The sequence below is a fragment of the Polaromonas sp. P1_F8 genome, from assembly GCF_056405635.1.
Window position 1 is genome coordinate 23,706 of the sequence record NZ_JBFUBS010000001.1, and the last position, 19,819, is coordinate 43,524.

At 61.9% G+C, this 19,819-nt stretch carries 25 protein-coding genes; 21 read left to right on the forward strand and 4 right to left on the reverse strand.

Features of this window, described 5'->3' with window-relative positions; genetic code table 11:
- The first annotated feature begins 66 nt into the window (after positions 1-66).
- From AC1D1J_RS00130 to AC1D1J_RS00160, 7 genes are all read left to right on the forward strand, one after another.
- Positions 67-207, forward strand: coding sequence for a hypothetical protein (locus tag AC1D1J_RS00130; RefSeq protein ID WP_477693544.1), 141 nt, complete (start codon positions 67-69; stop codon positions 205-207).
- Between the two features lie 46 nt (positions 208-253).
- Positions 254-1,096 carry a YhjD/YihY/BrkB family envelope integrity protein gene (locus tag AC1D1J_RS00135; RefSeq protein WP_477693545.1) on the forward strand — a complete coding sequence of 281 codons (843 nt, stop codon included), beginning with the start codon at positions 254-256 and terminating at the stop codon, positions 1,094-1,096.
- A gap of 37 nt (positions 1,097-1,133) precedes the next feature.
- Positions 1,134-2,354: a helix-turn-helix domain-containing protein gene (locus tag AC1D1J_RS00140; protein ID WP_477693546.1), complete on the forward strand. Its 1,221-nt coding sequence runs from the start codon at positions 1,134-1,136 to the stop codon at positions 2,352-2,354.
- Between the two features lie 45 nt (positions 2,355-2,399).
- Entirely contained in the window at positions 2,400-3,077 is a 678-nt protein-coding gene (locus tag AC1D1J_RS00145) for a Vgb family protein (protein ID WP_477693547.1), read from the forward strand.
- A gap of 146 nt (positions 3,078-3,223) precedes the next feature.
- Positions 3,224-3,835, forward strand: coding sequence for a glutathione transferase GstA (gene gstA, locus AC1D1J_RS00150; protein ID WP_477693548.1), 612 nt, complete (start codon positions 3,224-3,226; stop codon positions 3,833-3,835).
- A 72-nt stretch (positions 3,836-3,907) separates the two neighbouring features.
- The gene (locus tag AC1D1J_RS00155; RefSeq protein ID WP_477693549.1) at positions 3,908-4,696 is read left to right on the forward strand and encodes a DUF899 domain-containing protein; all 789 of its coding nucleotides are present in this window, start codon (positions 3,908-3,910) and stop codon (positions 4,694-4,696) included.
- A gap of 25 nt (positions 4,697-4,721) precedes the next feature.
- Positions 4,722-5,309 carry a hypothetical protein gene (locus AC1D1J_RS00160; protein ID WP_477693550.1) on the forward strand — a complete coding sequence of 196 codons (588 nt, stop codon included), beginning with the start codon at positions 4,722-4,724 and terminating at the stop codon, positions 5,307-5,309.
- A 286-nt stretch (positions 5,310-5,595) separates the two neighbouring features.
- Here the strand turns inward: AC1D1J_RS00160 and AC1D1J_RS00165 are convergent, their stop codons facing one another.
- Both AC1D1J_RS00165 and AC1D1J_RS00170 read right to left on the reverse strand, forming a co-directional pair.
- Positions 5,596-5,904 (reverse strand): plasmid stabilization protein, encoded by a 309-nt coding sequence (locus tag AC1D1J_RS00165; RefSeq protein WP_477693551.1) that lies wholly within the window; start codon positions 5,902-5,904, stop codon positions 5,596-5,598.
- Positions 5,905-6,053: 149 nt separating this feature from the next.
- Positions 6,054-6,953 (reverse strand): LysR substrate-binding domain-containing protein, encoded by a 900-nt coding sequence (locus tag AC1D1J_RS00170; RefSeq protein WP_477694448.1) that lies wholly within the window; start codon positions 6,951-6,953, stop codon positions 6,054-6,056.
- A gap of 75 nt (positions 6,954-7,028) precedes the next feature.
- Here AC1D1J_RS00170 and AC1D1J_RS00175 point away from each other — a divergent pair, with 75 nt between their 5' ends.
- The 8 genes from AC1D1J_RS00175 (at position 7,029) to AC1D1J_RS00210 (ending at position 14,681) form a co-directional block, all read left to right on the forward strand.
- Positions 7,029-8,156, forward strand: coding sequence for an MFS transporter (locus AC1D1J_RS00175; protein WP_477693552.1), 1,128 nt, complete (start codon positions 7,029-7,031; stop codon positions 8,154-8,156).
- Between the two features lie 54 nt (positions 8,157-8,210).
- A complete protein-coding gene (locus tag AC1D1J_RS00180) occupies positions 8,211-8,717 on the forward strand; it encodes a hypothetical protein (RefSeq protein ID WP_477693553.1) in 507 nt (168 codons plus the stop codon).
- A 116-nt stretch (positions 8,718-8,833) separates the two neighbouring features.
- Positions 8,834-9,097, forward strand: coding sequence for a hypothetical protein (locus tag AC1D1J_RS00185; protein ID WP_477667213.1), 264 nt, complete (start codon positions 8,834-8,836; stop codon positions 9,095-9,097).
- Positions 9,098-9,208: 111 nt separating this feature from the next.
- Positions 9,209-10,075 (forward strand): GNAT family N-acetyltransferase, encoded by an 867-nt coding sequence (locus tag AC1D1J_RS00190; protein ID WP_477667214.1) that lies wholly within the window; start codon positions 9,209-9,211, stop codon positions 10,073-10,075.
- Positions 10,075-10,938 carry a UDP-2,3-diacylglucosamine diphosphatase gene (locus AC1D1J_RS00195; RefSeq protein ID WP_477693554.1) on the forward strand — a complete coding sequence of 288 codons (864 nt, stop codon included), beginning with the start codon at positions 10,075-10,077 and terminating at the stop codon, positions 10,936-10,938. Before AC1D1J_RS00190 ends, AC1D1J_RS00195 begins: the two co-directional genes overlap by 1 nt.
- Complete coding sequence (locus tag AC1D1J_RS00200) at positions 10,935-12,062, forward strand: glycosyltransferase family 4 protein (RefSeq protein ID WP_477686546.1); 1,128 nt, start codon at positions 10,935-10,937, stop codon at positions 12,060-12,062. The genes AC1D1J_RS00195 and AC1D1J_RS00200 overlap by 4 nt, the downstream gene beginning before the upstream one ends.
- 50 nt (positions 12,063-12,112) lie before the next feature.
- The gene (gene ppk1 / locus AC1D1J_RS00205; RefSeq protein ID WP_477686545.1) at positions 12,113-14,206 is read left to right on the forward strand and encodes a polyphosphate kinase 1; all 2,094 of its coding nucleotides are present in this window, start codon (positions 12,113-12,115) and stop codon (positions 14,204-14,206) included.
- Between the two features lies 1 nt (position 14,207).
- Positions 14,208-14,681: a SixA phosphatase family protein gene (locus tag AC1D1J_RS00210; RefSeq protein WP_477667218.1), complete on the forward strand. Its 474-nt coding sequence runs from the start codon at positions 14,208-14,210 to the stop codon at positions 14,679-14,681.
- On the opposite strand, the gene AC1D1J_RS00215 is transcribed toward AC1D1J_RS00210, so the two are convergent.
- The gene (locus tag AC1D1J_RS00215; protein WP_477693555.1) at positions 14,653-14,904 is read right to left on the reverse strand and encodes a phage integrase N-terminal SAM-like domain-containing protein; all 252 of its coding nucleotides are present in this window, start codon (positions 14,902-14,904) and stop codon (positions 14,653-14,655) included. The genes AC1D1J_RS00210 and AC1D1J_RS00215 overlap by 29 nt on opposite strands.
- Before the next feature lie 1,088 nt (positions 14,905-15,992).
- Here AC1D1J_RS00215 and AC1D1J_RS00220 point away from each other — a divergent pair.
- From AC1D1J_RS00220 to AC1D1J_RS00245, 6 genes are all read left to right on the forward strand, one after another.
- On the forward strand, positions 15,993-16,361 hold the full coding sequence (locus AC1D1J_RS00220; protein ID WP_477686542.1) for a hypothetical protein: 369 nt from the start codon (positions 15,993-15,995) through the stop codon (positions 16,359-16,361).
- A 124-nt stretch (positions 16,362-16,485) separates the two neighbouring features.
- A complete protein-coding gene (locus AC1D1J_RS00225; RefSeq protein WP_477686541.1) occupies positions 16,486-16,815 on the forward strand; it encodes a cupin domain-containing protein in 330 nt (109 codons plus the stop codon).
- 61 nt (positions 16,816-16,876) lie between these two features.
- On the forward strand, positions 16,877-17,374 hold the full coding sequence (locus tag AC1D1J_RS00230; RefSeq protein WP_477686540.1) for a GNAT family N-acetyltransferase: 498 nt from the start codon (positions 16,877-16,879) through the stop codon (positions 17,372-17,374).
- A gap of 183 nt (positions 17,375-17,557) precedes the next feature.
- On the forward strand, positions 17,558-17,785 hold the full coding sequence (locus AC1D1J_RS00235; RefSeq protein ID WP_477694449.1) for a hypothetical protein: 228 nt from the start codon (positions 17,558-17,560) through the stop codon (positions 17,783-17,785).
- Positions 17,786-17,874: 89 nt separating this feature from the next.
- Positions 17,875-18,291, forward strand: a complete 417-nt coding sequence (locus AC1D1J_RS00240) for a hypothetical protein (RefSeq protein WP_477686538.1) — start codon at positions 17,875-17,877, stop codon at positions 18,289-18,291.
- A gap of 436 nt (positions 18,292-18,727) precedes the next feature.
- Positions 18,728-19,273 (forward strand): DUF2867 domain-containing protein, encoded by a 546-nt coding sequence (locus AC1D1J_RS00245; RefSeq protein WP_477686537.1) that lies wholly within the window; start codon positions 18,728-18,730, stop codon positions 19,271-19,273.
- On the opposite strand, the gene AC1D1J_RS00250 is transcribed toward AC1D1J_RS00245, so the two are convergent.
- Positions 19,216-19,815 (reverse strand): hypothetical protein, encoded by a 600-nt coding sequence (locus AC1D1J_RS00250; RefSeq protein ID WP_477693556.1) that lies wholly within the window; start codon positions 19,813-19,815, stop codon positions 19,216-19,218. The genes AC1D1J_RS00245 and AC1D1J_RS00250 overlap by 58 nt on opposite strands.
- Positions 19,816-19,819 lie beyond the last annotated feature (4 nt).

Sequence of the window (19,819 nt, forward strand, 5' to 3'; positions counted from 1 at the left end):
TGGTTTCACCCCACAACCTTCCCCGCACATCATCGAGGGCCAGGCGAAGGCTTTACCATTGCGGGCATGAAAACAACCTACATCTTCGGCGCCATCCTGGCTTGCAGCATCATCGGCGCATTGGTCGGTGCCCGCTCGGTGAAAACCGGACTTCTGGTGACATCGGGACTTCTCTCCCTCTATGGCCTGTTCCGCCTGTTGGGTTGAACGTACCGGCATTTCCTGACCGGCGCGACACGAGCCTCCCAATTTCATGGCAACCAGCCGAAACCAGGGCAACCTGATCACTCGCCTCTTGCAGCGTGGCCGGGAAGAACGCCTCGCCCAGGCGGCGGGCGGTCTCACGTTCACGATGGTGATGTCCATGGTGCCGATGCTGGCGGTGAGCTTCGCGCTGTTCGCGCGCACGCCAGCCTTGCACGCCACCGGTGACGCGATTCGCGAGCACCTGCTGCGCGGCCTGTTGCCGGAGGGCATCGCCAAGACGGTGCTGAAGCACCTGGCGCAGTTTGCGGGCAATGCCAATGGCCTCACGCTGGTGGGCTTTGCGCTGCTGCTGGTGTCGGCCCTGACGCTGCTGTTGAGCATGGAAAACACGCTGAACCGCATATGGCAGGTGAAGAAGTCACGCCCCGTGCTGCGCCGACTGGCTTTGTACGCAGGCATGCTGCTCACGGGGCCGGTGCTCATCGGCGCCAGCCTGTGGGCTGCGTCTTATCTGGTGGCGGCTTCCAGCGGGCTGGTGGGGGCGCGGCCCGCCTGGGTGCCGCATGCCATTAACCTGGGGCCCGCCATTCTGAGCGCCATCGGTTTCACCTGCCTGTTCCGCTTCGTGCCGAACACCGTCGTGCGGTGGAGTCATGCGATCGCTGGCGGCCTGCTCGCGGGTATTGCCTTTGAGCTGGGCAAGTACGGCTTCGCGATTTACCTGGCCAACGTGCCCACCTACCGCACGATCTACGGCGCCTTCGCGCCGCTGCTGGCTTTTCTGGTGTGGGTGTATTACTCGTGGCTGGTCACGCTGGCCGCGGCGCTGGTCAGCGCCAGCCTGCCGCGTGCGGGAGCGCAGCCGGCGCGTCGGTTGTCACGGGCCTGAGCTGGCTTGCGTCGGCCAGGCCGTGTAGCCTCTTGCCATGGATTCTCTGATTGCCGCTTCCGCACGCGCGCTGGCCGCCGGCGATGCGCTGGGCGCGCTCAAGCACGTCGCCCTGCGCGACGACCCGCCGGCTCTGGCTCTGCGCGGCATCGCCATGGCCCAGTTGGGCGAGCACCCGCGTGCCCGCGAACTCCTTCGCCGCGCGGCCCGCGGTTTCGGTGCCCATGAAGAACTGGCGCGTGCACGCTGCGTTGTGGCAGAAGCCGAGGTGGCGATGGCCATGCGCGACTTCGCCGGCTCACCACGCGCACTTGCGGCTGCGGCAGCCACGCTGGAGGCGCACGCCGATACGGCCAACGCGCTGCAGGCGTGGCTCATCACGGCACGGCGGCTGTTGCTGCTAGGCCGGCTTGATGAGGCTGCAGCGGCGCTGACGAAGCTGGATGCGCGCGGCCTGCCGCCTTCGCTGCGCGCCGTGGCTGAACTCACCGCAGCCGAGCTCGCCTTGCGGTCACTCCGCGTCGGTGAGGCGCGCATGGCGCTGGCGCGCGCGCACGCGGCGGCAGAGCGGGCGCAGGTTCCCGCGCTGATGGCCGAAGTCACTGAAGCGCGCACTGCACTTGACAGGCCCGCCGCCCGGCGCCTCACCGCCGGGGGCGAGCAGGCGCTGCGCCTCGACGAGGTCTCGGCGCTCCTGGCCTCGGACGCGCTGGTGGTCGATGCCTGCCGCCGCGGGCTGGGCGCCGGAGACCAGTGGCGGCCGCTGGCGCGGCGGCCGGTGTTGTTCTCGCTGGCACGTTCACTCGCTGAGGCATGGCCTGGCGATGTGACCCGCGAAGCGCTGATCGAATCCGCCTTTCGCACCAGGCGCCCCGACGAGACGCACAGGGCGCGCCTGCGGGTCGAAATTGGCCGCCTGCGAGCGCTGGTCAAAACACTCGCAAGCATCGAAGCCACTGAGCGGGGCTTTATCCTGAAGCCGCTGGCCGGGCGCGATGTGGCTGTGCTGGCACCGCCCATTGATGGCGAGCAGGCCTCGCTGGTGGCGCTGCTCTCCGACGGTGCGGCTTGGTCCACATCTGCCCTGGCGCTGGCGCTTGGGGCGAGCCAGCGCACCGTGCAGCGGGCGCTGGCCGATCTGGAAGCCGGCGGGCGGGTGCGCTCCATCGGGCGGGCACGGGCGCAGCGCTGGCTGGCGCCGCCGCTGGCGGGATTCACGACGATCTTGTTACTCCCTGCTTCGCTGCCGATTGGATAGAGTTGACTCCATCGCATCACGAATGGTGCAACACAAGGAGCAACGATGACCCGCAAGACCCTTACCGCAAAACCCGAACCCAAGGCGCGCCCCGCCGAGATCGTGCGCGAGTACAGCTTCCCCGGCGTCGATGACGTCGCTGGCGTCACCCACGACGGCCAGCGCGTCTGGGCCGCCACGGGCGCCCGCATCATCGCCTTCGACCCAGCCAGTGGTGAGCAAACGCGCACGCTGGAATGCGCTGGCGACGCCGGCACTGCTTTCGACGGCAAACACCTCTACCAGATCGCCGAGACGCGTATCGACAAGATCGACCCGGCCACGGGCAAGGTGGTGGCCACCATACCGGCGCCCGGCAGCGGCAGCGACTCGGGCCTGACTTGGGCCGAAGGCAGCCTGTGGGTGGGGCAGTACCGTGACCGCAAGATCCACCAGGTTGACCCGAAGACAGGCGCCATCCAGCGCACGATTGAATCCAACCGCTTCGTCACCGGTGTGACGTGGGTGGACGGCGAGCTCTGGCACGGCACCTGGGAGGGCGACGACAGCGAGATCCGCCGCATTGACCCGAAAAGCGGCGCCGTGATCGAGCGGCTGGAAATGCCGAAAGGCACCGGCGTCAGCGGGCTGGAGTCTGACGGCGCGGACCTCTTTTATGCGGGCGGCGGCAAGAGCGGAAAAGTTCGCGCCGTCCGGCGGCCTAAAGCAGAAAAAGCCGCATAGAACACAGCGCAGGCCTCCCTGCGCTGACAACCCCATTCGGTCATTGGACCGATAACGAGCGCACCTGTTACCAGCACGGGTCGGGCAGCGCATTGATCCACGCAACGTAAACCCAAGCAAACGGCCCCCGAGCCAAGGAGAAAACCATGAAGCTTTACTACAGCCCGTCCGCCTGTTCGTTGTCGCCGCACATCGTGGCCAATGAGCTGGGCCTTGCCATTGAACTCGTGAAGGTCGACGTGGTCGCCAAGCGCACCGAGCAAGGCGAAGACTTTCTCGCCATCAACCCCAAATGCCTGGTGCCTGTTCTCCAGCTGGACGACGGCACCCTGCTGACGGAAGGCCCCGCCGTTGTGCAATACCTTGCCGACCTGAAGCCTGAGGCGCAGCTGGCGCCTGCCAGCGGCAGCATGGCGCGCTATCGCCTGCAGGAGATGCTGGGGTACATCAATTCAGAGCTGCACCAAGGCTACATGCCGCTGTTCAACCCGGCTTGCAGCGATGAGGTTCGCAGCGCACGCATGGCCCATCTGCACAAACACTACCGCCTGCTGGAAGTCGCGCTGGGCCGTACACCATTCCTGCTGGGCGACCGTTTCACAGTGACCGATGCTTACCTGTTTGTGGTTACGCGCTGGGCGGAACTCGTCAAGCTGGACCTGTCGGCCTTCCCGAACCTGCTGGCGTTCCAGGCACGCATCGCGGCCCGGCCTGCCGCACAGGCGGCGATGCGCCGTGAACAACTGGCCGTTGCCTGATCCCAGACCGCCTGCCGCTTATCCACTGAATCACCCACTTAATCACTCATTTGTTTAACCCAGGAGAACACCATGAATACCACCGTGACCGAAACATCCCCCATGAAGCACTCCGTCGTGTCCAGAGACAAATGGCTGGCCGAGCGCAAGACACTGCTGGCGCAGGAGAAAGAACTGACACGCCTGCGCGACCGGATAGCCGGCGAGCGCCGTGCGCTCCCGTGGGTCCGCGTCGAAAAAAACTACGTCTTCGACACGCCCGAAGGCAAACGCTCGCTTGCCGACCTGTTCGAAGGGCGCCGCCAGCTGATGGTGCAGCACTTCATGTTCGGACCGGGCTGGGAGCAGGGCTGCCCGAGCTGCTCTTACATGGCCGACCACACCGAAGGCATGAAGATTCACCTGGAGCACCGCGACGTGAGTTTCGTGGCCGTCTCGCGCGCGACGCTGCCCGAGATCGAACGTTTTCGCCGACGCATGGGCTGGAACTTCAAATGGGCCTCTTCAAACAGCAGCGACTTCAACTACGACTTCCACGTGAGCTTCAAGCCCGAGGAAAGGGTCAACGGCACCGTCAACTACAACTACGGCATGACCGAATTCCCGGCCGAAGAAGCGCCCGGCATCAGCCTGTTCTACAAGGATGACGCAGGCGAAGTCTTCCACACCTATTCGACCTACGGGCGCGGTGTGGAGGTGATGATGGGCACCTACAACATGCTGGACCTCACGCCCAAGGGCCGGGATGAGCATGACGGGTTTTACAAGATGGACTGGGTGCGTCACCATGACCGCTACGAAACCGCGTCCGCCTTCACGCCCGCGCCCGAAGCCGATTCGTGCTGCAGCGCCAAGGCTTGAGTAGTCCGCGACCGGTGCGCACATCATGTCAAGCGTTTGGCCGTGGCTTGTGGTGGCAGGGGTCGGCGCCCTTCATGGGCTGAACCCCGCCACCGGCTGGGCGCTCGCCGCTGCCTGGGGCGTGCGTGCACGCAACCGGTCGCAGGCGCTGCGGGCGCTGCTGCCGATTGCGGCCGGGCACACCGCATCGATCGCGCTGGTGGCCGGCGCGGTGGCAGGGGGCCTGGCGCTGGATCGCTTCACCCTGCAGGTCCTGGCAGGCGGCCTGCTGGCCGCCTTCGCCGTGGTTCACCTGTCGGGCCGCGCACCCAGGGCGGCGCGCGCACCAGCGGGGCACGCCGGGCTGGCGCTCTGGTCTTTCATGATGTCCACCGCGCACGGCGCCGGCTTGATGCTGGTGCCGGCCCTGATCCCGTTGTGCGCAGGGGAGGCGCGGGCTGCGGAGCTGGCAGGGTCAGGACCGCTGGCGCTCGCCCTCGCGGCGGTAGGCGTTCATACCGCCGCGATGCTCGCCGTCACCGGTTTGGTCGCCACCGGGGTTTGCCGTGGTCTGGATGCCGGTGCGCGTTGGATTGGCAGCCGCAGGCGGGAGCCGCCTCCAGCCCCGCGTTGAAAAGCGGCCGTTGGCGGCGGGATAGTTGTTGAGTTGCTATCTTTTTAGTAGCTGCTTGCGCCCGTCCCTGTTGGATTCGATGGCTATTTCATGCCTGAAAACAGGCCAGAACACTGATTTTCAGGGCGTTGCGGCGCTTTTTCACTCCTCAAGCGCCTTTTCAGTGCCTGGATGGCTTGTTTTTGATGGTTATTTCGACTCGTAAGCCAATAGGGACGGGCGCAAGCAGCTATTAAAAGCATAGCGATTGGATGCCCCCGCTACACGCAGGCCAGTCTCGCTACGGCTATTTCCCGGCCGCATTCCGCTTGCGGGTGGCGGCAGCCTTTTTGGCAGAAGCTGACCGCTCTTGCGCAGTGCGGGAGGCTGCGGCTGCGCCGCCAAGGCGCCCGCCTTTGCGGGACGGTGCATGGTTTTCCGCCTTGCCGCGGCCCGAGCCCGACTTTTTGCCGCCGCCGGCTTCCTTGTTGACGGTGGCCCAGGCGCGGCGCTCGGCTTCTTCCTTGCCGACACCGCGGTCTTCGTAGCCTTCTTCAATGTGTTCAGCCTTGCGCTTTTGCTTGTCGCTGTAGGCAGATTTGTCGCCTCTGGGCATGTCGGTTCTCCTTGGCCGGGTTTTCTTCGCCGTGATCGCTGTGATGGCGAGAGCTTGAAAATACTGCACCGGGGCAGGGCGCTTCGCGCGCGACATTCCCGAAAAAAGGTCGGTGATCTCCTACGCGGCGCGGCGCTTCGTTGCCGGTCTCAATCTTCCGCCGAAGGCGTGGCGTTCAGTTCATCCATCAGCCACTGCGCAAATTGCTGTGTCTCCGGCGTGGCATTGGGTGCAAGGCCAAAATAGTGGCGACCCAGCGCCATCCGCAATTCCGGCAAGGGGCTCATCAACCGCCCCGCCGCCATGTCATGGGTAATTTGCGATACCGGTGCCAAGGCAAAACCCAGCCCGTCGACGGCGGCCTGAAGCACAAAGTGCAAATGGTCAAATTGCAGGCAACTGGCGGGATTCAACTCCGGTGCGTTCACCTGCTTTTTCCAGTTCTCCCAATCGTGGTTGCGCGATTTGGATAACAGCAGGACATGGGACGCCAAAGAGTGCGGGCCGGTGACGGGGCGGCTGACAAACAATGCGGGCGACCCAACAACAAGAACTTCGTCTTCCAGAAATGGATGAATCTGCATCGCCGGCGGCCACCCCTTGGTGCTCCGCCGGATGGCCAGATCGAATTCATCCACCGCTTTGTCCGGCGGCAAGGTGCTGGTCATCACCTGCGGTTCGATGTCCGGGTGCTTCGCCACGAACGCTGACAACCTTGGAATCAGCCAGCGCACCGCGAACGTGGGCCGGACGTTGATCTTGACGGCGCGCAATGGCGTTCCACCCCTGAGTGATTCGGCGGCTGCGCCAATCTGCCCGAGTGCGGGGCCCACCTGCGTATGGAACTGATGGCCGGCCGCCGTTAGAAGAACTTGCCGGGTTTTTCGCTCGAACAGGTCCACGCCAAGATAGGTTTCCAGCGCCTTGATCTGGCGGCTGATGGCGCCGTGCGTCACATGCAATTCCAGGGCAGCCCGGCTGAAACTCTGATGGCGCGCCGCCGCCGCAAAAGCGCGGACCGCGTTCAACGGAGGCAGGCGAGGCAACATGCGTGCAATTTTCTCACACGTGCCGCGCACTAATATCGTTTGTCGGGAGAGGCGGCCCTGCGCACCATACAAGCCATGCAACAGATCACGGCTTCTACTTCTGACCGCAACTCGCGCCATGCCGCCATGGTGCTCGGGCTCTCACTTCCGGGGGACACGGTGCTCTACCTGCTCCTGCCGATGTTCGCTCCTGCGTTTGGCGTCACCTTGCCCGAAGCGGGCATTCTTCTGGCCGCCAACCGCCTGGTGCGCATTGCGGGCTATGGAGCAGTGGCAAGGTTTTACGCCCACAACGGTGAACGGCTCACCTGCTCACTGGCGGCGCTGGCGGCCGCGGTGTGCGCGCTGGGTTACGCGATGCTGACCGGGTTCGTCGCCCTGTTGTTCTTGCGGCTCTTGTGGGGCCTGGCCTTCGCAGCCCTGAACCTGGCCACCCAGGCGTTGGCCACCGCCGAACCGGCGGGCGCTGCGCGTCGGGCAGGGCGGTCCCGCGCATTCACAGCACTGGGGCCCATGCTTGCCCTTCCTTTGGGCGGCGTGTGTGCGCTTTGGTTTGGCCCCAAAGTTATTTTTTTCCTGTTCGCGGCTGTTGCGTTGAGTGCCTTGCTGGTCGCACGGCAGCTGCCAACCGCCGCACATGCCGAGCCGGCACCACGAAAAACAGGAATCAGGCTTCCGGGCGGGCTGGACATCTTTTCCTTCACGGAAGGCCTGGTGCTGGACGGCCTCTTCATCATCGGCCTGTCTTATCTGGGCCGTGACCTGTTGCCCGGCAACCCGGTCATCGTGGCCGGGCTTCTGCTGTCGGTCCGTTACCTGGCGGAAATTGTCTTGAGTTCTGCCGGCGGACACATGGCAGAAAAGCATGGCGTCGAAGTTCTCCTGGTGACTTTCTCCGTGCTCACTTCTGTTGCCCTGGTGGGCTTTGGCTTCGGCTGGCTGTGGACTTGCGCACTTGCCATCGTGGTTTTGCGTGCCTTGCTGTTGCCGCTGCTGCCGCCGCTGGTCGCACTGCGCACGCCGGGGTCCGGACGCATACAGGCCCTCGCCACACGCTCGGTCTGGCGCGACATGGGCGCCGGCGCAGGCCCGGTGCTGGCCGGCCTGTTGTTGCCCATCGTGCCCTCCGCATGGATTTACGGCGTTGCTGCACTTCTTCTTTCGGCCACCGCCATGGCCTGCCTGAGGCAGCGCAGCGACTGAGCGCGAATCCGATGCCACTCTCTTCATTCTCTCGTTTCTTTTGGAGATTTTCACTTGGACATTCACCACACACTCATCAATTACGCCGGGGGCACGGTCGCGTTACCCGTCAGCCCGATGAACCATCGAAGCGATGGCGGACATTTGCTGGTCAATCCGCCCCGGCCGGTGTGGGAAAGAAGTGAATTGACGCCCAATGAACTGGCGCTATGGGGCTGCCTGGTCGCAGCCACCGCAAGAGCCATGCTGGAAACACTGCCCCAACTCGCCGGAGGGTGCCTGAACTACTGGGAGGCAGGTAACAACGCGCTCAACGAACTGGCGCATCCACCCGGACCGAAAACCCCTCAACTTCACCGGAAAATGCATCTCCACATTTTTGGGAGAAGCCCAAAAGCGAGTCACCCCGATTGGCAATGGGGCGAACCTCCGCAGTTTCCAAAATTTGCTTCATCCAAAGCCTGGGCGGCCCAGTTCAGCCGTCTGGAGGCGGACGAATGCGAAGCCATAACAAAGAGGCTCGAAGTGCTGTTGGCAACCAGGTACGCGTTGGGCTCTTAAACGCGCTGCGCAGGCGGCCGACGCGTGCCCGCCACACGGCGCGAATTTCTTCCGGTGTCACACAACTGCCATTGAACTGACACGAACGCGTCACCCCCGGCTCCCAGAATCACGCCATGACCAGCATGACGGAGCACCCGATGAATGACGGACAGGCGCAGGGCCCCAGCCGCACCCTGAGCAGCGGCATCCAGGACTTCAACAAGCAGTGCCTGCGCATCCTGCGCTGCACCGCGCAAGCCTTGGCCAACAGCCCGGGCGGCTTGCGCTTCAAGGCGGGCACCCGGCCCTGGCTTGAGGGTCTTTCGAACGCGCGGCCGATGCTGGCCGCCGGTTTGGGGCGACGTGACAAGGTGGTTTCGCTGACCGCCGGTGATTGAGAGTCAAAGCCCCTTTTTTGGGGCTTTTTTACAGCGCGATTTGAAGTTGCTGAATTGCCGAGTTGATGAGTTGCCGAAGTTGTTGAGACACCAGGAAACAAGGAGTTAGCCATGAAAGAACTGCCCAATCCCACCTTTGCATTGTCGCCAGTCGCAATGCCACGGGGGTCACTTCATCAAAGCGGTCATGCTGTCATTCCCGCCGTTGTTCAAAGGCCTGCCGTGGGGAAAATCACGGTCAGCTGGGCCCGGCACCAGGACGAGGTCCGGCAGGCGCAGCGCCTGAGGTACCAGGTTTTTGCGCTCGAGATGGGTGCCAATCTTTCCAAGGTGCTGCCCGGCCACGACGTCGACCTGTTTGACGACTATTGCGAACACCTGCTGGTGCGTGATGCCGACAGCCAGGAAGTCATAGGTACCTATCGCGTGCTGACGCCCACCCAGGCAAAGCGCGTGGGCAGTACCTACAGCGACACCGAGTTCGACCTCACTCGCCTGCGCTCCCTGCGCGAGCGCATGGTCGAGCTGGGCCGCAGCTGCGTGCATGCCGACCACCGCCACGGCGGCGTCATCCTGGCGCTGTGGGGTGCGCTGGCTGAATTCATGGCGCGCAACCAGCTGGACACGATGATCGGCTGCGCCAGCATTCCGATGCAGCACAACGGCGTGTCGAGTGGGCACGCGGCCGCCAGCATCTGGCGCCAGGTGCGCCAAACGCATCTGGCGCCCATTGAATACCGCGTGACGCCGCGCCTGGCGCTGCCGGTGGAAAAACTGGACGACACGCTGGACGTGGAGCCGCCCGCACTGATCAAGGGCTACCTGCGCCTGGGCGCGAAAGTGCTGGGCGCACCGGCCTGGGACCCGGACTTCAACTCGGCCGACCTGCCCATGATGATGCGCATCGCCGACCTGCCACCGCGCTACCTCAAGCATTTTTCCGGCAAGCCTGTGTCGGGCAGCCCTTCGGAGGCCTGATGCGCAGCATGTTTGACGCCATGGGCGCGCTGGGCAACGGCTTCAGCGGGAACAGCGACGACCATGATGACGACGACTCGCTGCGCAAGCGCTACCGCACCATCTTTATTTCCGACATCCACCTGGGCACGCCCGGCTGCCAGGCGGTCGCGCTGCTGGATTTTTTGAAGGCCCACCCGAGCGACAACCTGTACCTCGTGGGCGACATCGTCGACGGCTGGCAGCTGCGCCGGCGCTGGTACTGGCCGCAGTCGCACAATGACGTGGTGCAAAAACTGCTGCGCCGCGCCCGCAAAGGCTGCCGCGTGGTTTATGTACCGGGCAACCATGATGAGTTTGCGCGTGAATTTATTGGCAACCAGTTCGGCGGTATCGAGGTGATCGATGAAGCCGTGCATACCACCGCCGACGGCCGGCAGCTGTGGATCATCCACGGCGATTACTTCGACGCGGTGGTGCAGTGCGCCAAGTGGCTGGCGTACGTGGGCGACAACCTCTATGAATTCACACTCAAACTCAACCGCCACCTCAACAGCCTGCGCGCCCGTTTGGGCCTGCCTTACTGGTCGCTGTCGGCTTACCTGAAGCAAAAAGTCAAAAGCGCGCTCAATTACGTCACCGACTTTGAAGAGGCCGTGGCCAATGAAGCCCGCCGCCGCGGCCACCAGGGCGTGGTCTGCGGGCACATCCATCGCGCCGAGATGCGTGACATCAACGGCGTGCTGTACTGCAACGACGGTGACTGGGTGGAAAGCCGCACCGCGCTGGTCGAGAACTTCGACGGCACGCTGGAGCTGGTGCACTGGGCGCCTGCGCACGAGACGCAGGGCCGCGGCCACATAGCTTCCACGGTGACTGCATGAGGGTCGCTCTTGTTACGGACGCCTGGCAACCGCAGGTCAATGGTGTTGTCACCACCCTGGTGGAGCTGGTGCGGGAGCTTCAGGAGCTGGGGCACCAGGTGGAAGTGATCCAGCCGGGCCTTTTCAAGACGCGGCCTTGCCCGGGTTATGCCGGCATTGACCTGGCGGTGCGCCCCAAACGCGGCCTGACCGAAAAGCTCGATGCCTTTGCGCCCGAGGCCATCCACATTGCCACCGAAGGCCCGCTGGGCTGGGCTGCGCGCAGCTATTGCCTCAAGCGCGGCCTGAAGTTCACCACCGCGTTTCACACCAAGTTCCCCGAGATCCTTCATGCGGCATTGAAGATTCCGCTGTCCTGGGGTTATGCGCTGTTCCGCCATTTCCACAGGCCCTCGTCGGGTGTGATGGTGCCTACCCACGGCGTGTTGCGCATGCTGGAGCAGCGGGGCTTTCAGAACCTGCGCAGCTGGACGCACGGCGTGGACACGGAGCTTTTCGGCTTTGAGCCGCAAGCGCGGCTGTACCCGCCCATGGGGACGGTGGTGCGGCCGGTGTCGCTGTTTGTGGGCCGGGTGTCGTATGAGAAAAACATCGAGGCTTTCCTCAAGCTGGACATTCCGGGGACCAAGGTGGTCTGCGGGGTAGGGCCCCTGGAGGCGACACTCAAGGAGCGTTATCCGCAGGTCCGCTGGATGGGCGTTCTGCCCCGGGATGAGCTGGCCAAGGTCTATGCCGCCGCCGATGTGTTTGCCTTTCCCAGCCGGTCGGAAACTTTTGGCCTGGTGATGCTCGAAGCCATGGCAGTCGGCACGCCGGTGGCAGCCTACCCGGTCGATGGCCCGCTGGAAGTGCTTGGAAAACCCGATGGAAGCTGTCACGGTGGTGTCATGCATGAGGATTTGCAACAGGCTTGTTACAGCGCTTTGGCTGTGCCCCGCCATGAGGCCCGTTCGCGCGCGCTGGACTTCAGCTGGGCCCATGCGGCGCAGCTTTTCGAGTCTTTCCTCGTAACTGCCGGGAAGAACAGCGCTCAGGCCAACCCCGGCAATAACAGGGGCAGTGCTTGCGTACCCCTTCAGGCGGGCGCACCATCAGTCAAAAGTACTGTCACGCCTTTGTCATGAAACACGTCAACACTGTGACTTGTTACCAATGACACGTAAATGCCTTGTTGATGCCCACTTCACCCGCCTCGGTGGCTGCCGCCGCACCGCCGGTCCAGTTCCTGGACCGCGACCACAGCATTCTTGCCTTCAATGAGCGGGTGCTGGACTGGGCGAAGCGGCCCGACGTGCCGCTGCTGGAACGGCTGCGGTTTCTGTGCATTGTTTCGTCCAACCTGGACGAGTTTTTCGAGGTTCGCACCGCGCCCCACCTGACGGCGGCGCAGGCCAATGAACAAAAAGCACTGTATTCGGTGCAGTCTTTCGCGGCACTTTCAGCGGCAGCCCACGACATGGTGGCGCGCCAGTATTCGCTTTACAACGACGAGCTGTTGCCGGCCTTTGAGCGGCAGGGCATACGCATCGTCTCGCACGGTGAGCGCAATGCGGCCCAGCGGCGCTGGGTGAAAGAATATTTCGAAAGGGAAGTGCGGCCGTTGCTGATTCCAGTCGGGCTGGACCCTTCGCACCCGTTCCCCCAGGTGGCCAACAAGTCGCTCAACTTCATTGTGCGGCTGGGCGGGCACGACGCTTTCGGGCGGGACAACGACATTGCCATCGTCAAGGTGCCGCGCGTGTTGCCGCGGCTGATTCATATGCCCTCGCACGGCAAGGACAAGAGCCGGCTGTTCGTGTCGCTTTCCAGTGTGATTCGGGCCCACCTGGCCGAGTTGTTTGCCGGCCGCGAAGTGGGGCAGTTTTCGCAGTTCCGCGTCACCCGGCATTCTGACCTGGCCGTGGATGAAGACGACGTGAAAAACCTGCGCACCGCCTTGCGCCAGGGCCTGGAGCAACGCCATTACGGGCAGGCTGTTCGGCTGGAGGTTTCCGCAGGCTGTTCGGAATACCTGGCCAGCTTCCTGCTCAGGCAATTCAACCTGCCGACACAGTCCCTGTACCGTGTGCACGGCCCCGTCAATCTGGTGCGGCTGACGCAGCTGGTGGACCTGGTCAATGACCCCAAACTGCTCTTCCCCGGGTACAGCGCGTGTTACCCCACCCAGTTGCAGCCCGGCCAGTCGTTCTTTGAGCGGCTCAAGGAGGGTGACGTTTCCATTCACCAGCCTTTTGAAAGTTTTGACGGCGTGCTCGCCTTCCTGCGCGAAGCGGTTAACGACCCGCAGGTACTGGCGATCAAACAGACCATTTACCGCACCGGTACCGACTCGGAGCTGATGGTGCTGCTGCGCGAAGCCGTGCGCCGCGGCAAGGAAGTGACGGTGGTGGTGGAGCTCAAGGCGCGCTTCGATGAGGAAGCCAACATCAACTGGGCGGAAATGCTGGAGTCGATAGGCGCGCAGGTGGTGTATGGCGTGGTGGGCCTCAAAACCCACGCCAAGATGCTGCTGGTGACGCGGCGCGAAGGCAAACACCTGGTGCGTTATGCCCATCTTTCCACCGGCAACTACAACCCGCGCACGGCGCGCTTGTACACCGACCTGAGCTATCTGACGGCCGACCCCTTGACGACGGCCGACATCGACAACGTGTTCGTGCACCTGGCCAGCCAGAGCCGCCTGCCCAAGCTGCACCATTTGCTGCTGGCGCCGTTCCAGCTGCACCGCAAGCTGATCGAGAAAATCGATTCGCTGGGAGAGGCCGCCCTGCAAGGCAAAGACACACGCATCGTGGCCAAGATGAACGCGCTGACCGACGAAGACCTGATGCAGGCGCTGGTGAGGGCAGGGCAGCGTGGCGTGAAGATCGACCTGATTGTGCGCGGCGCCTGCATGCTGCCGGCGCAGGTGCCCGGTGTGACGGACAACATCCGCGTGCGCTCCATCATCGGCCGTTTCCTCGAGCATTCACGGGTGTTTTATTTCCGCTGTGCTGAAGAAGAAACTTTGTTGCTTTCCAGTGCCGACTGGATGAACCGCAACATGCTGCGCCGGGTGGAGCTGGCCTGGCCTGTGACCGACCCCGTGCTGCGCCAGCGCATCATCGACGAATGCCTGGTGGCCTACCTGCATGACGGGCGCGACGCCTGGGATCTGCAGCCTGACGGCACCTACCTGCGCGTGAACCTGCAGGGTGATGCCCCGCGCCACGGTGCGCAGGCTGCCTTGATGGCGCGCTATTCGGCCCCCCATCACCAGGAAAAATGACATGGACCTCATCCTGTGGCGTCATGCAGAGGCAGAAGACTGGCCCGAGGGTGACCCGCAGGGCGCCAGCGATCTTGAGCGCTCGCTGACGTCAAGGGGCGAAAAGCAGGCGGCCCGCATGGCCAACTGGCTTGATCGCCAGTTGCCCGAAGGCGCGCGCATTTTTGTGAGTCCGGCACGGCGCTGCGAGCAGACCGCGCTGGCGTTGGGACGCAAATACAAAATCCGCAGTGAGCTGGCGCCCGACGCCACGGTGGAGCAGCTGCTGGAGCTGGTGCAATGGCCGTCGGCCAGGTCGCCGATTCTGGTGGTGGGCCACCAGCCCAACCTGGGGCAGGCCATCGCGCAGCTGCTCAGCTTGCAGGAAAGCGAATGCCCGGTCAAGAAGGGTGCACTCTGGTGGCTTCGCAGCCGGGACCGCGACGGCCTTAACCAGACTGTTGTGGTCACTGTGCAGTCGCCTGAGGTTCTCTGATCTGCGCGGGACCGACATGGGCTGCGATGGTGGTTTCTACCTCGCGTGCTCCCATGTCGTGCGGGCGCGTCGTGGCGCCGTTGCGGCCATGCCAGCGGACAAAAAAACAGACCCAATACAGGCAAGTTTTCTCGGTGCCAAGGCTATAGTGCAAATACCGAACCCGCTCCCGAACCTGGTCCAGCAAGCGGGCAGACTGCAGCGGAGGATTGCGGGGTTTCACGGAATTTTTATAACTGTATTAATTAATAGCGTGTTGCCCTGAAATCCAGCGTGAAAGCGGCTTACAGGAGTTTTTGATGTCCAGATTAGATTGCAAGCGCCAGGTTATACGGCAGGTTTTGCGGCATACATTACGTTAGACCGCAAAGCCATGCCCGGTTACGCCGTCTACGTTCTCCTTGTCTGCGCTGGCTTCGGCGTGTGGGCGCTGCTGTTCTGGTTTATGCGAACAAGCTCCGGGCCAAAGCGGACGGCGCTGGGTTGGAGCCTTGTTGGGCCGTTTCACGCGTACTTGGAGAAACGCGGGTACCGGCTGCGCCGGCGAGAGTTGTTCGGGTGGGCGCTGGTCGGCGCCGTCATGCTCCTTGCCCCTGTGCTGTCGTGGCTGCTTGAGCGATGATTGCGCGTATGCGGTTTAACAGGTCGTTCGACGCGGACACGCAGCGGCATTGCGCCGCGAGCCGTGCGCGGGAGCATACGTCTCGCGGAGCAATGCCACTGCGTGCCGGTCAACTCCGACGTTAGGGAGCCAATGCCACCATCGCTTTACGTCCGAGGCTTTGCGTCGTTGATGCTTGCGATACTTGCCACGAGTTGCGCATCCAACTTCGACCACCGAGGCGATGCCTCGTGTGCCATCCAGGTCCCACCAGCAGATTCTGGTGAACTAGGCATTCATGGCAAGCTGATGAAAGTGCACCCGAGAATTTCCAGCATGCCTGCCGGCTTCAGTGGATGCCAGACATTGTGGGTGGACTCCCCAGGTGGCTGGGAGATGTCACGTCTTCTGGTGCACCGTGGCCGAGTCGTTAAGCTGTTCGATTCGAAGCTCGAATGCAAATACGCTGGAGGGGAGTTGCAAAGCGCTATTGGCGGAGAATGCCCTGCCTCCGAGCCCGAAGTCTTGCCGTCTGAGCCTGCTGGATGTATTTCGCAGCACGTAGGCGGCCCTAAGCCAAGAGAGGTTTGCGTTGATGACCATCCGTCTCCCTAACCAGTCGGCCAACTCGGAACCGCAACTGCGGGCTGCGGCTTCGCCGCAAGGGTTGCGGTTCGGTTGCCTCCAACGTTAGACCGCCGCAGTTTGCAATGCAGAACACTATAAAGATCGCTATTGCCTCGGCTATCTTGTTGCTTCTCGGTTCCGGGTTCTTGTTCCTGGGTGGTGGCGCACTCATGCGGGGGTTTTTTTACATTAGCAGATACCAAATTACGATCATTCATCAAGACCAGTCGCCCTTATTCTTCTACGCTTATGTAGCTTTCATGCTATTTTTTGGGGGGCTTCTGCTGGCTGCCGGAGTCGCGGTATGGTTCAGCCTCGGCGAAATTAGAAGAGAGGTTATTTCTTTTGTGGACTCAGCTATCTTGAGTCACCCCAGTCCGCGCTGGTCGCTGATGGCTTTAATGATTGTCGTAGCCGCTGTTTTTATCGGCATAGCACTATTTGTTTTATGAGTTTCTACTTTGATCCGTTTCTCGGCTGCCTGTCTAACATCGCAGTCAAGTGGACGCCTAGCGGCCCCGCTTACCTCGAGCGTTAGGCGTCATATTCCACCTCACATAGAAAGAGTGCAACGCAATGAACTCTGTCAACCTTTCGGCAGTGCTATCAAGTGTTTCTGAACCATGGCAACCCGAAACGGTTGCGCACTTCAATGGCAACGAAGTCATGGTTGCCAAAGCCATGGGCTCGTACGCTTGGCACAAGCATGAAGACACAGACGATTTCTTCTTGGTACTCAAGGGCAGCATCACAATCGAAATGCGCAATCGCAGTGTTCACCTCGGCCCGGGAGAAATGTTCGTCGTTCCACGAGGCGTCGAGCATCGCCCAGTAGCCACTGAGGAGGCTCACTTCATACTTATCGAACCGCCGGGTACCGCGAAAGACGGAACTATGCTTGTCTAAAGTTTCCCTACCACGCCGCCGCCCGTCGTTCAGCTCAAACTTCGCCGCCAGAATAGAACCAATGATTCAAATCGTCCCCTTCTCTCCGGCACACGCCGATGGTGTCGTGTCTGTGATCCTGCCGATTCAACAGTCCGAGTTCGAAATCCCGATCACACTGGAAGCACAACCAGACCTGCAGGACATTGCCGGCTTCTATCAGCATGGCATCGGCAACTTCTGGGTCGCCCTGGAGGCGGGAGTCGTTGTCGGCACACTTGCTCTGCTAGACATCGGAAGCCGTCAGGCAGCTCTGCGCAAGATGTTCGTGGCCAGCTCGCATCGCGGGCCGGAGCATGGCGTCGCCAGGGAGCTGCTTCAAACGCTGCTCAACTGGTGTCGTGCTCAAGGTGTACGAGAGGTCTTCCTGGGCACAACAGCCAAGTTCCTTGCCGCCCACAGGTTCTACGAGAAGAATGGCTTCCACGAGATGGTCAAAGAAGCTCTGCCAGAGAGCTTTCCCGTCATGGCTGTTGACACCAAGTTCTATGGGTTGTCACTGCAACGCAATGACGCCTAACCCTTCCATCGAGGGGACGTGCCCCGGCAAGCCGGATCACGCCTCTCATCTCAAACGTTAGGCGTTTCAATCATGGCCTTCGACCCTGTCCTGGCTCAGCGTGTTCGCGAAGTACTTGAGGGGTAGCCTGGCATTACAGAGCGCAGGATGTTCGGCGGCCTTGCGTTTCAGGTTCATGGCAAGATGTTTGTTGGCGTTAGGAACTCAAGCTTGATGGCGCGGGTTGGGCCGGAACGCCATCACGACACACTGGCAATGCCAGGCGTCAGAATCATGGATCTCACTGGCCGACCGATGGGCGGCTACGTCTGTATTGATCCACCTGCCATTGCTGAAGAGCGGGATCTGAAAGCCTGGGCATTTTGGTGCTCAGAGTATGTCGCGCGACTCCCGGAGAGGAAGAAAAAGTGAGGGTTCATGTCAGAGGCCGATCTAACAGTACCTCGCCCACGAAAGATGCCAACCCATCATGTCAAACCGTAGACGTCGCAAGGAATTCCATGCCGTTGCTCAAGCCGCTTGTTGCCTGGCTAGTCATACTTGCCCTGGCAGTTGCCAACGGAGCGCTTCGCGAGATCGTTCTGATTCCTGTTCTTGGAAAGATCACTGGTCTGGTCATGAGCGGGGCGTTACTCTCCCTTCTCGTGGTGCTTGTGTCTTTCGCCTTTGTTCGCCTCAGCCACGGCATCACAATCTTGCAAGGTCTTTGCGTTGGCGCTTCCTGGTTGTGTCTCACACTGGTCTTCGAGTTCAGCTTTGGCCGCTACGTCCAGCACAAGTCCTGGTCTGAGCTGCTCGAAGCGTATTCATTCAAAGACGGCAATATCTGGCCTGTTGTGCTTCTCGTCATTCTTCTGGCGCCACCGGCCATAGTCCTCCTTCGGGCAAGATTTCAGCATGAAAACGGCAGCGCCTGACCCTTCCTTCAAGCGGACCCCCCACGGCAGGCCGCTTAAGTCAAACGTTAGATATCAATGAGTCTTCGAAAAGTTGTCCGCGTCACGCTCTGGGTTCTGGCCGCCATAACCGTTGCGGTATGGTGGTTTCTGCTCGGTGGTTTATGCGACGCACCCATCAAGCCTGTTATTGCTACGAACAACGTCGTCCCCTACAACTGCCACGGAAAGACAGTTTTCCTTACCGAACTGCAGGATATCGTACGGCTGTGGTTACCATGCGTATGGATCTTGGTCCTGTTCGGCCTTCACCTGCTAAAGGAGCGCCAAGATGAGAAACCTTTCTAACTGGTCAACCGGCGAGGACACGCAACTACAGAAGGCCGCTCTGCGGCATGAGTTGCGCGCCGGTTGTCTTCAACGTTAGACCTCAGAACCCAACTACTGGCTCGAACACATGACAACCCAACAGCACCGCGTAATGCCTGTATCACTTCCTCCAGAGTCGGCAGTTACCAGAGCCTACGCATCGACGAATCTCGCAGATGCCTATTCGATCGAACTTCCACCCGGAGCGTCGACCAATCCTGAACTGTTGGCGAGGTTCATCTTTTCCCATCAAGCACCGTGGGTTGGTACCCTCATGGCGGTCCGGGATGCGGTCGTCGGCAGGGTCGGCCTCAAAACTGCCAGGCAACTCACGTCACTTGAAGCGCAGGGCAAAACAGGCCGTCTTGGCATCTTCAAGATCTACGACACAAGCCCGACCGAAGTTGTCTTTGGAGAAGACGACAAGCACCTGGACTTCAGGCTTTCTGTCCTCTGCTCCAGTCAGCCGTTGCCGGAAGGCAAACGCCACCTGACTTTATCAACCGTGGTCCATTGCCACAACCGCTTGGGTCGTCTCTATATTCTTGTCATCGCCCCGTTCCACCGCTTGGTCGTTCAATCCAGTCTTCGTCGTGCTGCCCGAATCGGCTGGCCGCCGGCAGCGGAGGCGTAAACCAGATTCCCGGTCGTCACGTGTAGCCCACTGAGGTCTAACCTTTTCATCGAGCGGTGGCCGCAAGCAGGCTTCGCTTGCTTGCGGCCAGGCCGGCCGGTCTTGATGGCGGGGACCTGCTCGAGCGCCGTCAGGAAGGCGGCGTCGGACAGGCTGGCCAGCAGCTTGATGCCTGCGCGCAGCAGCTCGCTTTTCTTGGCGGGGCGGGTGAGCTTGGCGGCGCGCTGCTTCAGGTCGTCAAGCACCACGTATTCGACTTTGGGGATGGTGAAGCTGTCGCGCACCAGCTTCGGCTTTTTGGTTTTTTCCGGCTTAGCGGTTTTGGCGGGCTTGGCAGGCTTAGCGGTGGCCTGCGGTTTGGCCGCAGGCTTTTTGGCGCCGGCCTTTTTCACAATGGCTTTCTTGACCGTGCCTTTGCCGGCCGGGGCCTTGGCGGGGGACGCCTTTTTCGGGGCAGGCTTGGCGGCGGTTTTCACCGGTGCTTTGGGCGTGGCAGGTGCCGGTGCGGCGGGTTTCGCAGTTGTTTTTTTGCTGGTAGCCATGGAT

What these genes read in the sequence shown, in the direction of transcription:
- AC1D1J_RS00130 (WP_477693544.1), top strand. Translation starts at nt 67, where the DNA reads ATGAAAACAACCTACATCTTCGGCGCCATCCTGGCTTGCAGCATCATC.
- AC1D1J_RS00135 (WP_477693545.1), top strand. Translation starts at nt 254, where the DNA reads ATGGCAACCAGCCGAAACCAGGGCAACCTGATCACTCGCCTCTTGCAG.
- AC1D1J_RS00140 (WP_477693546.1), top strand. Translation starts at nt 1,134, where the DNA reads ATGGATTCTCTGATTGCCGCTTCCGCACGCGCGCTGGCCGCCGGCGAT.
- AC1D1J_RS00145 (WP_477693547.1), top strand. Translation starts at nt 2,400, where the DNA reads ATGACCCGCAAGACCCTTACCGCAAAACCCGAACCCAAGGCGCGCCCC.
- gstA (WP_477693548.1), top strand. Translation starts at nt 3,224, where the DNA reads ATGAAGCTTTACTACAGCCCGTCCGCCTGTTCGTTGTCGCCGCACATC.
- AC1D1J_RS00155 (WP_477693549.1), top strand. Translation starts at nt 3,908, where the DNA reads ATGAATACCACCGTGACCGAAACATCCCCCATGAAGCACTCCGTCGTG.
- AC1D1J_RS00160 (WP_477693550.1), top strand. Translation starts at nt 4,722, where the DNA reads ATGTCAAGCGTTTGGCCGTGGCTTGTGGTGGCAGGGGTCGGCGCCCTT.
- AC1D1J_RS00165 (WP_477693551.1), bottom strand. Translation starts at nt 5,904, where the DNA reads ATGCCCAGAGGCGACAAATCTGCCTACAGCGACAAGCAAAAGCGCAAG.
- AC1D1J_RS00170 (WP_477694448.1), bottom strand. Translation starts at nt 6,953, where the DNA reads ATGTTGCCTCGCCTGCCTCCGTTGAACGCGGTCCGCGCTTTTGCGGCG.
- AC1D1J_RS00175 (WP_477693552.1), top strand. Translation starts at nt 7,029, where the DNA reads ATGCAACAGATCACGGCTTCTACTTCTGACCGCAACTCGCGCCATGCC.
- AC1D1J_RS00185 (WP_477667213.1), top strand. Translation starts at nt 8,834, where the DNA reads ATGACCAGCATGACGGAGCACCCGATGAATGACGGACAGGCGCAGGGC.
- AC1D1J_RS00190 (WP_477667214.1), top strand. Translation starts at nt 9,209, where the DNA reads ATGAAAGAACTGCCCAATCCCACCTTTGCATTGTCGCCAGTCGCAATG.
- AC1D1J_RS00195 (WP_477693554.1), top strand. Translation starts at nt 10,075, where the DNA reads ATGCGCAGCATGTTTGACGCCATGGGCGCGCTGGGCAACGGCTTCAGC.
- AC1D1J_RS00200 (WP_477686546.1), top strand. Translation starts at nt 10,935, where the DNA reads ATGAGGGTCGCTCTTGTTACGGACGCCTGGCAACCGCAGGTCAATGGT.
- ppk1 (WP_477686545.1), top strand. Translation starts at nt 12,113, where the DNA reads ATGCCCACTTCACCCGCCTCGGTGGCTGCCGCCGCACCGCCGGTCCAG.
- AC1D1J_RS00210 (WP_477667218.1), top strand. Translation starts at nt 14,208, where the DNA reads ATGGACCTCATCCTGTGGCGTCATGCAGAGGCAGAAGACTGGCCCGAG.
- AC1D1J_RS00220 (WP_477686542.1), top strand. Translation starts at nt 15,993, where the DNA reads ATGCAGAACACTATAAAGATCGCTATTGCCTCGGCTATCTTGTTGCTT.
- AC1D1J_RS00225 (WP_477686541.1), top strand. Translation starts at nt 16,486, where the DNA reads ATGAACTCTGTCAACCTTTCGGCAGTGCTATCAAGTGTTTCTGAACCA.
- AC1D1J_RS00230 (WP_477686540.1), top strand. Translation starts at nt 16,877, where the DNA reads ATGATTCAAATCGTCCCCTTCTCTCCGGCACACGCCGATGGTGTCGTG.
- AC1D1J_RS00235 (WP_477694449.1), top strand. Translation starts at nt 17,558, where the DNA reads ATGTTTGTTGGCGTTAGGAACTCAAGCTTGATGGCGCGGGTTGGGCCG.
- AC1D1J_RS00240 (WP_477686538.1), top strand. Translation starts at nt 17,875, where the DNA reads ATGCCGTTGCTCAAGCCGCTTGTTGCCTGGCTAGTCATACTTGCCCTG.
- AC1D1J_RS00245 (WP_477686537.1), top strand. Translation starts at nt 18,728, where the DNA reads ATGACAACCCAACAGCACCGCGTAATGCCTGTATCACTTCCTCCAGAG.
- AC1D1J_RS00250 (WP_477693556.1), bottom strand. Translation starts at nt 19,815, where the DNA reads ATGGCTACCAGCAAAAAAACAACTGCGAAACCCGCCGCACCGGCACCT.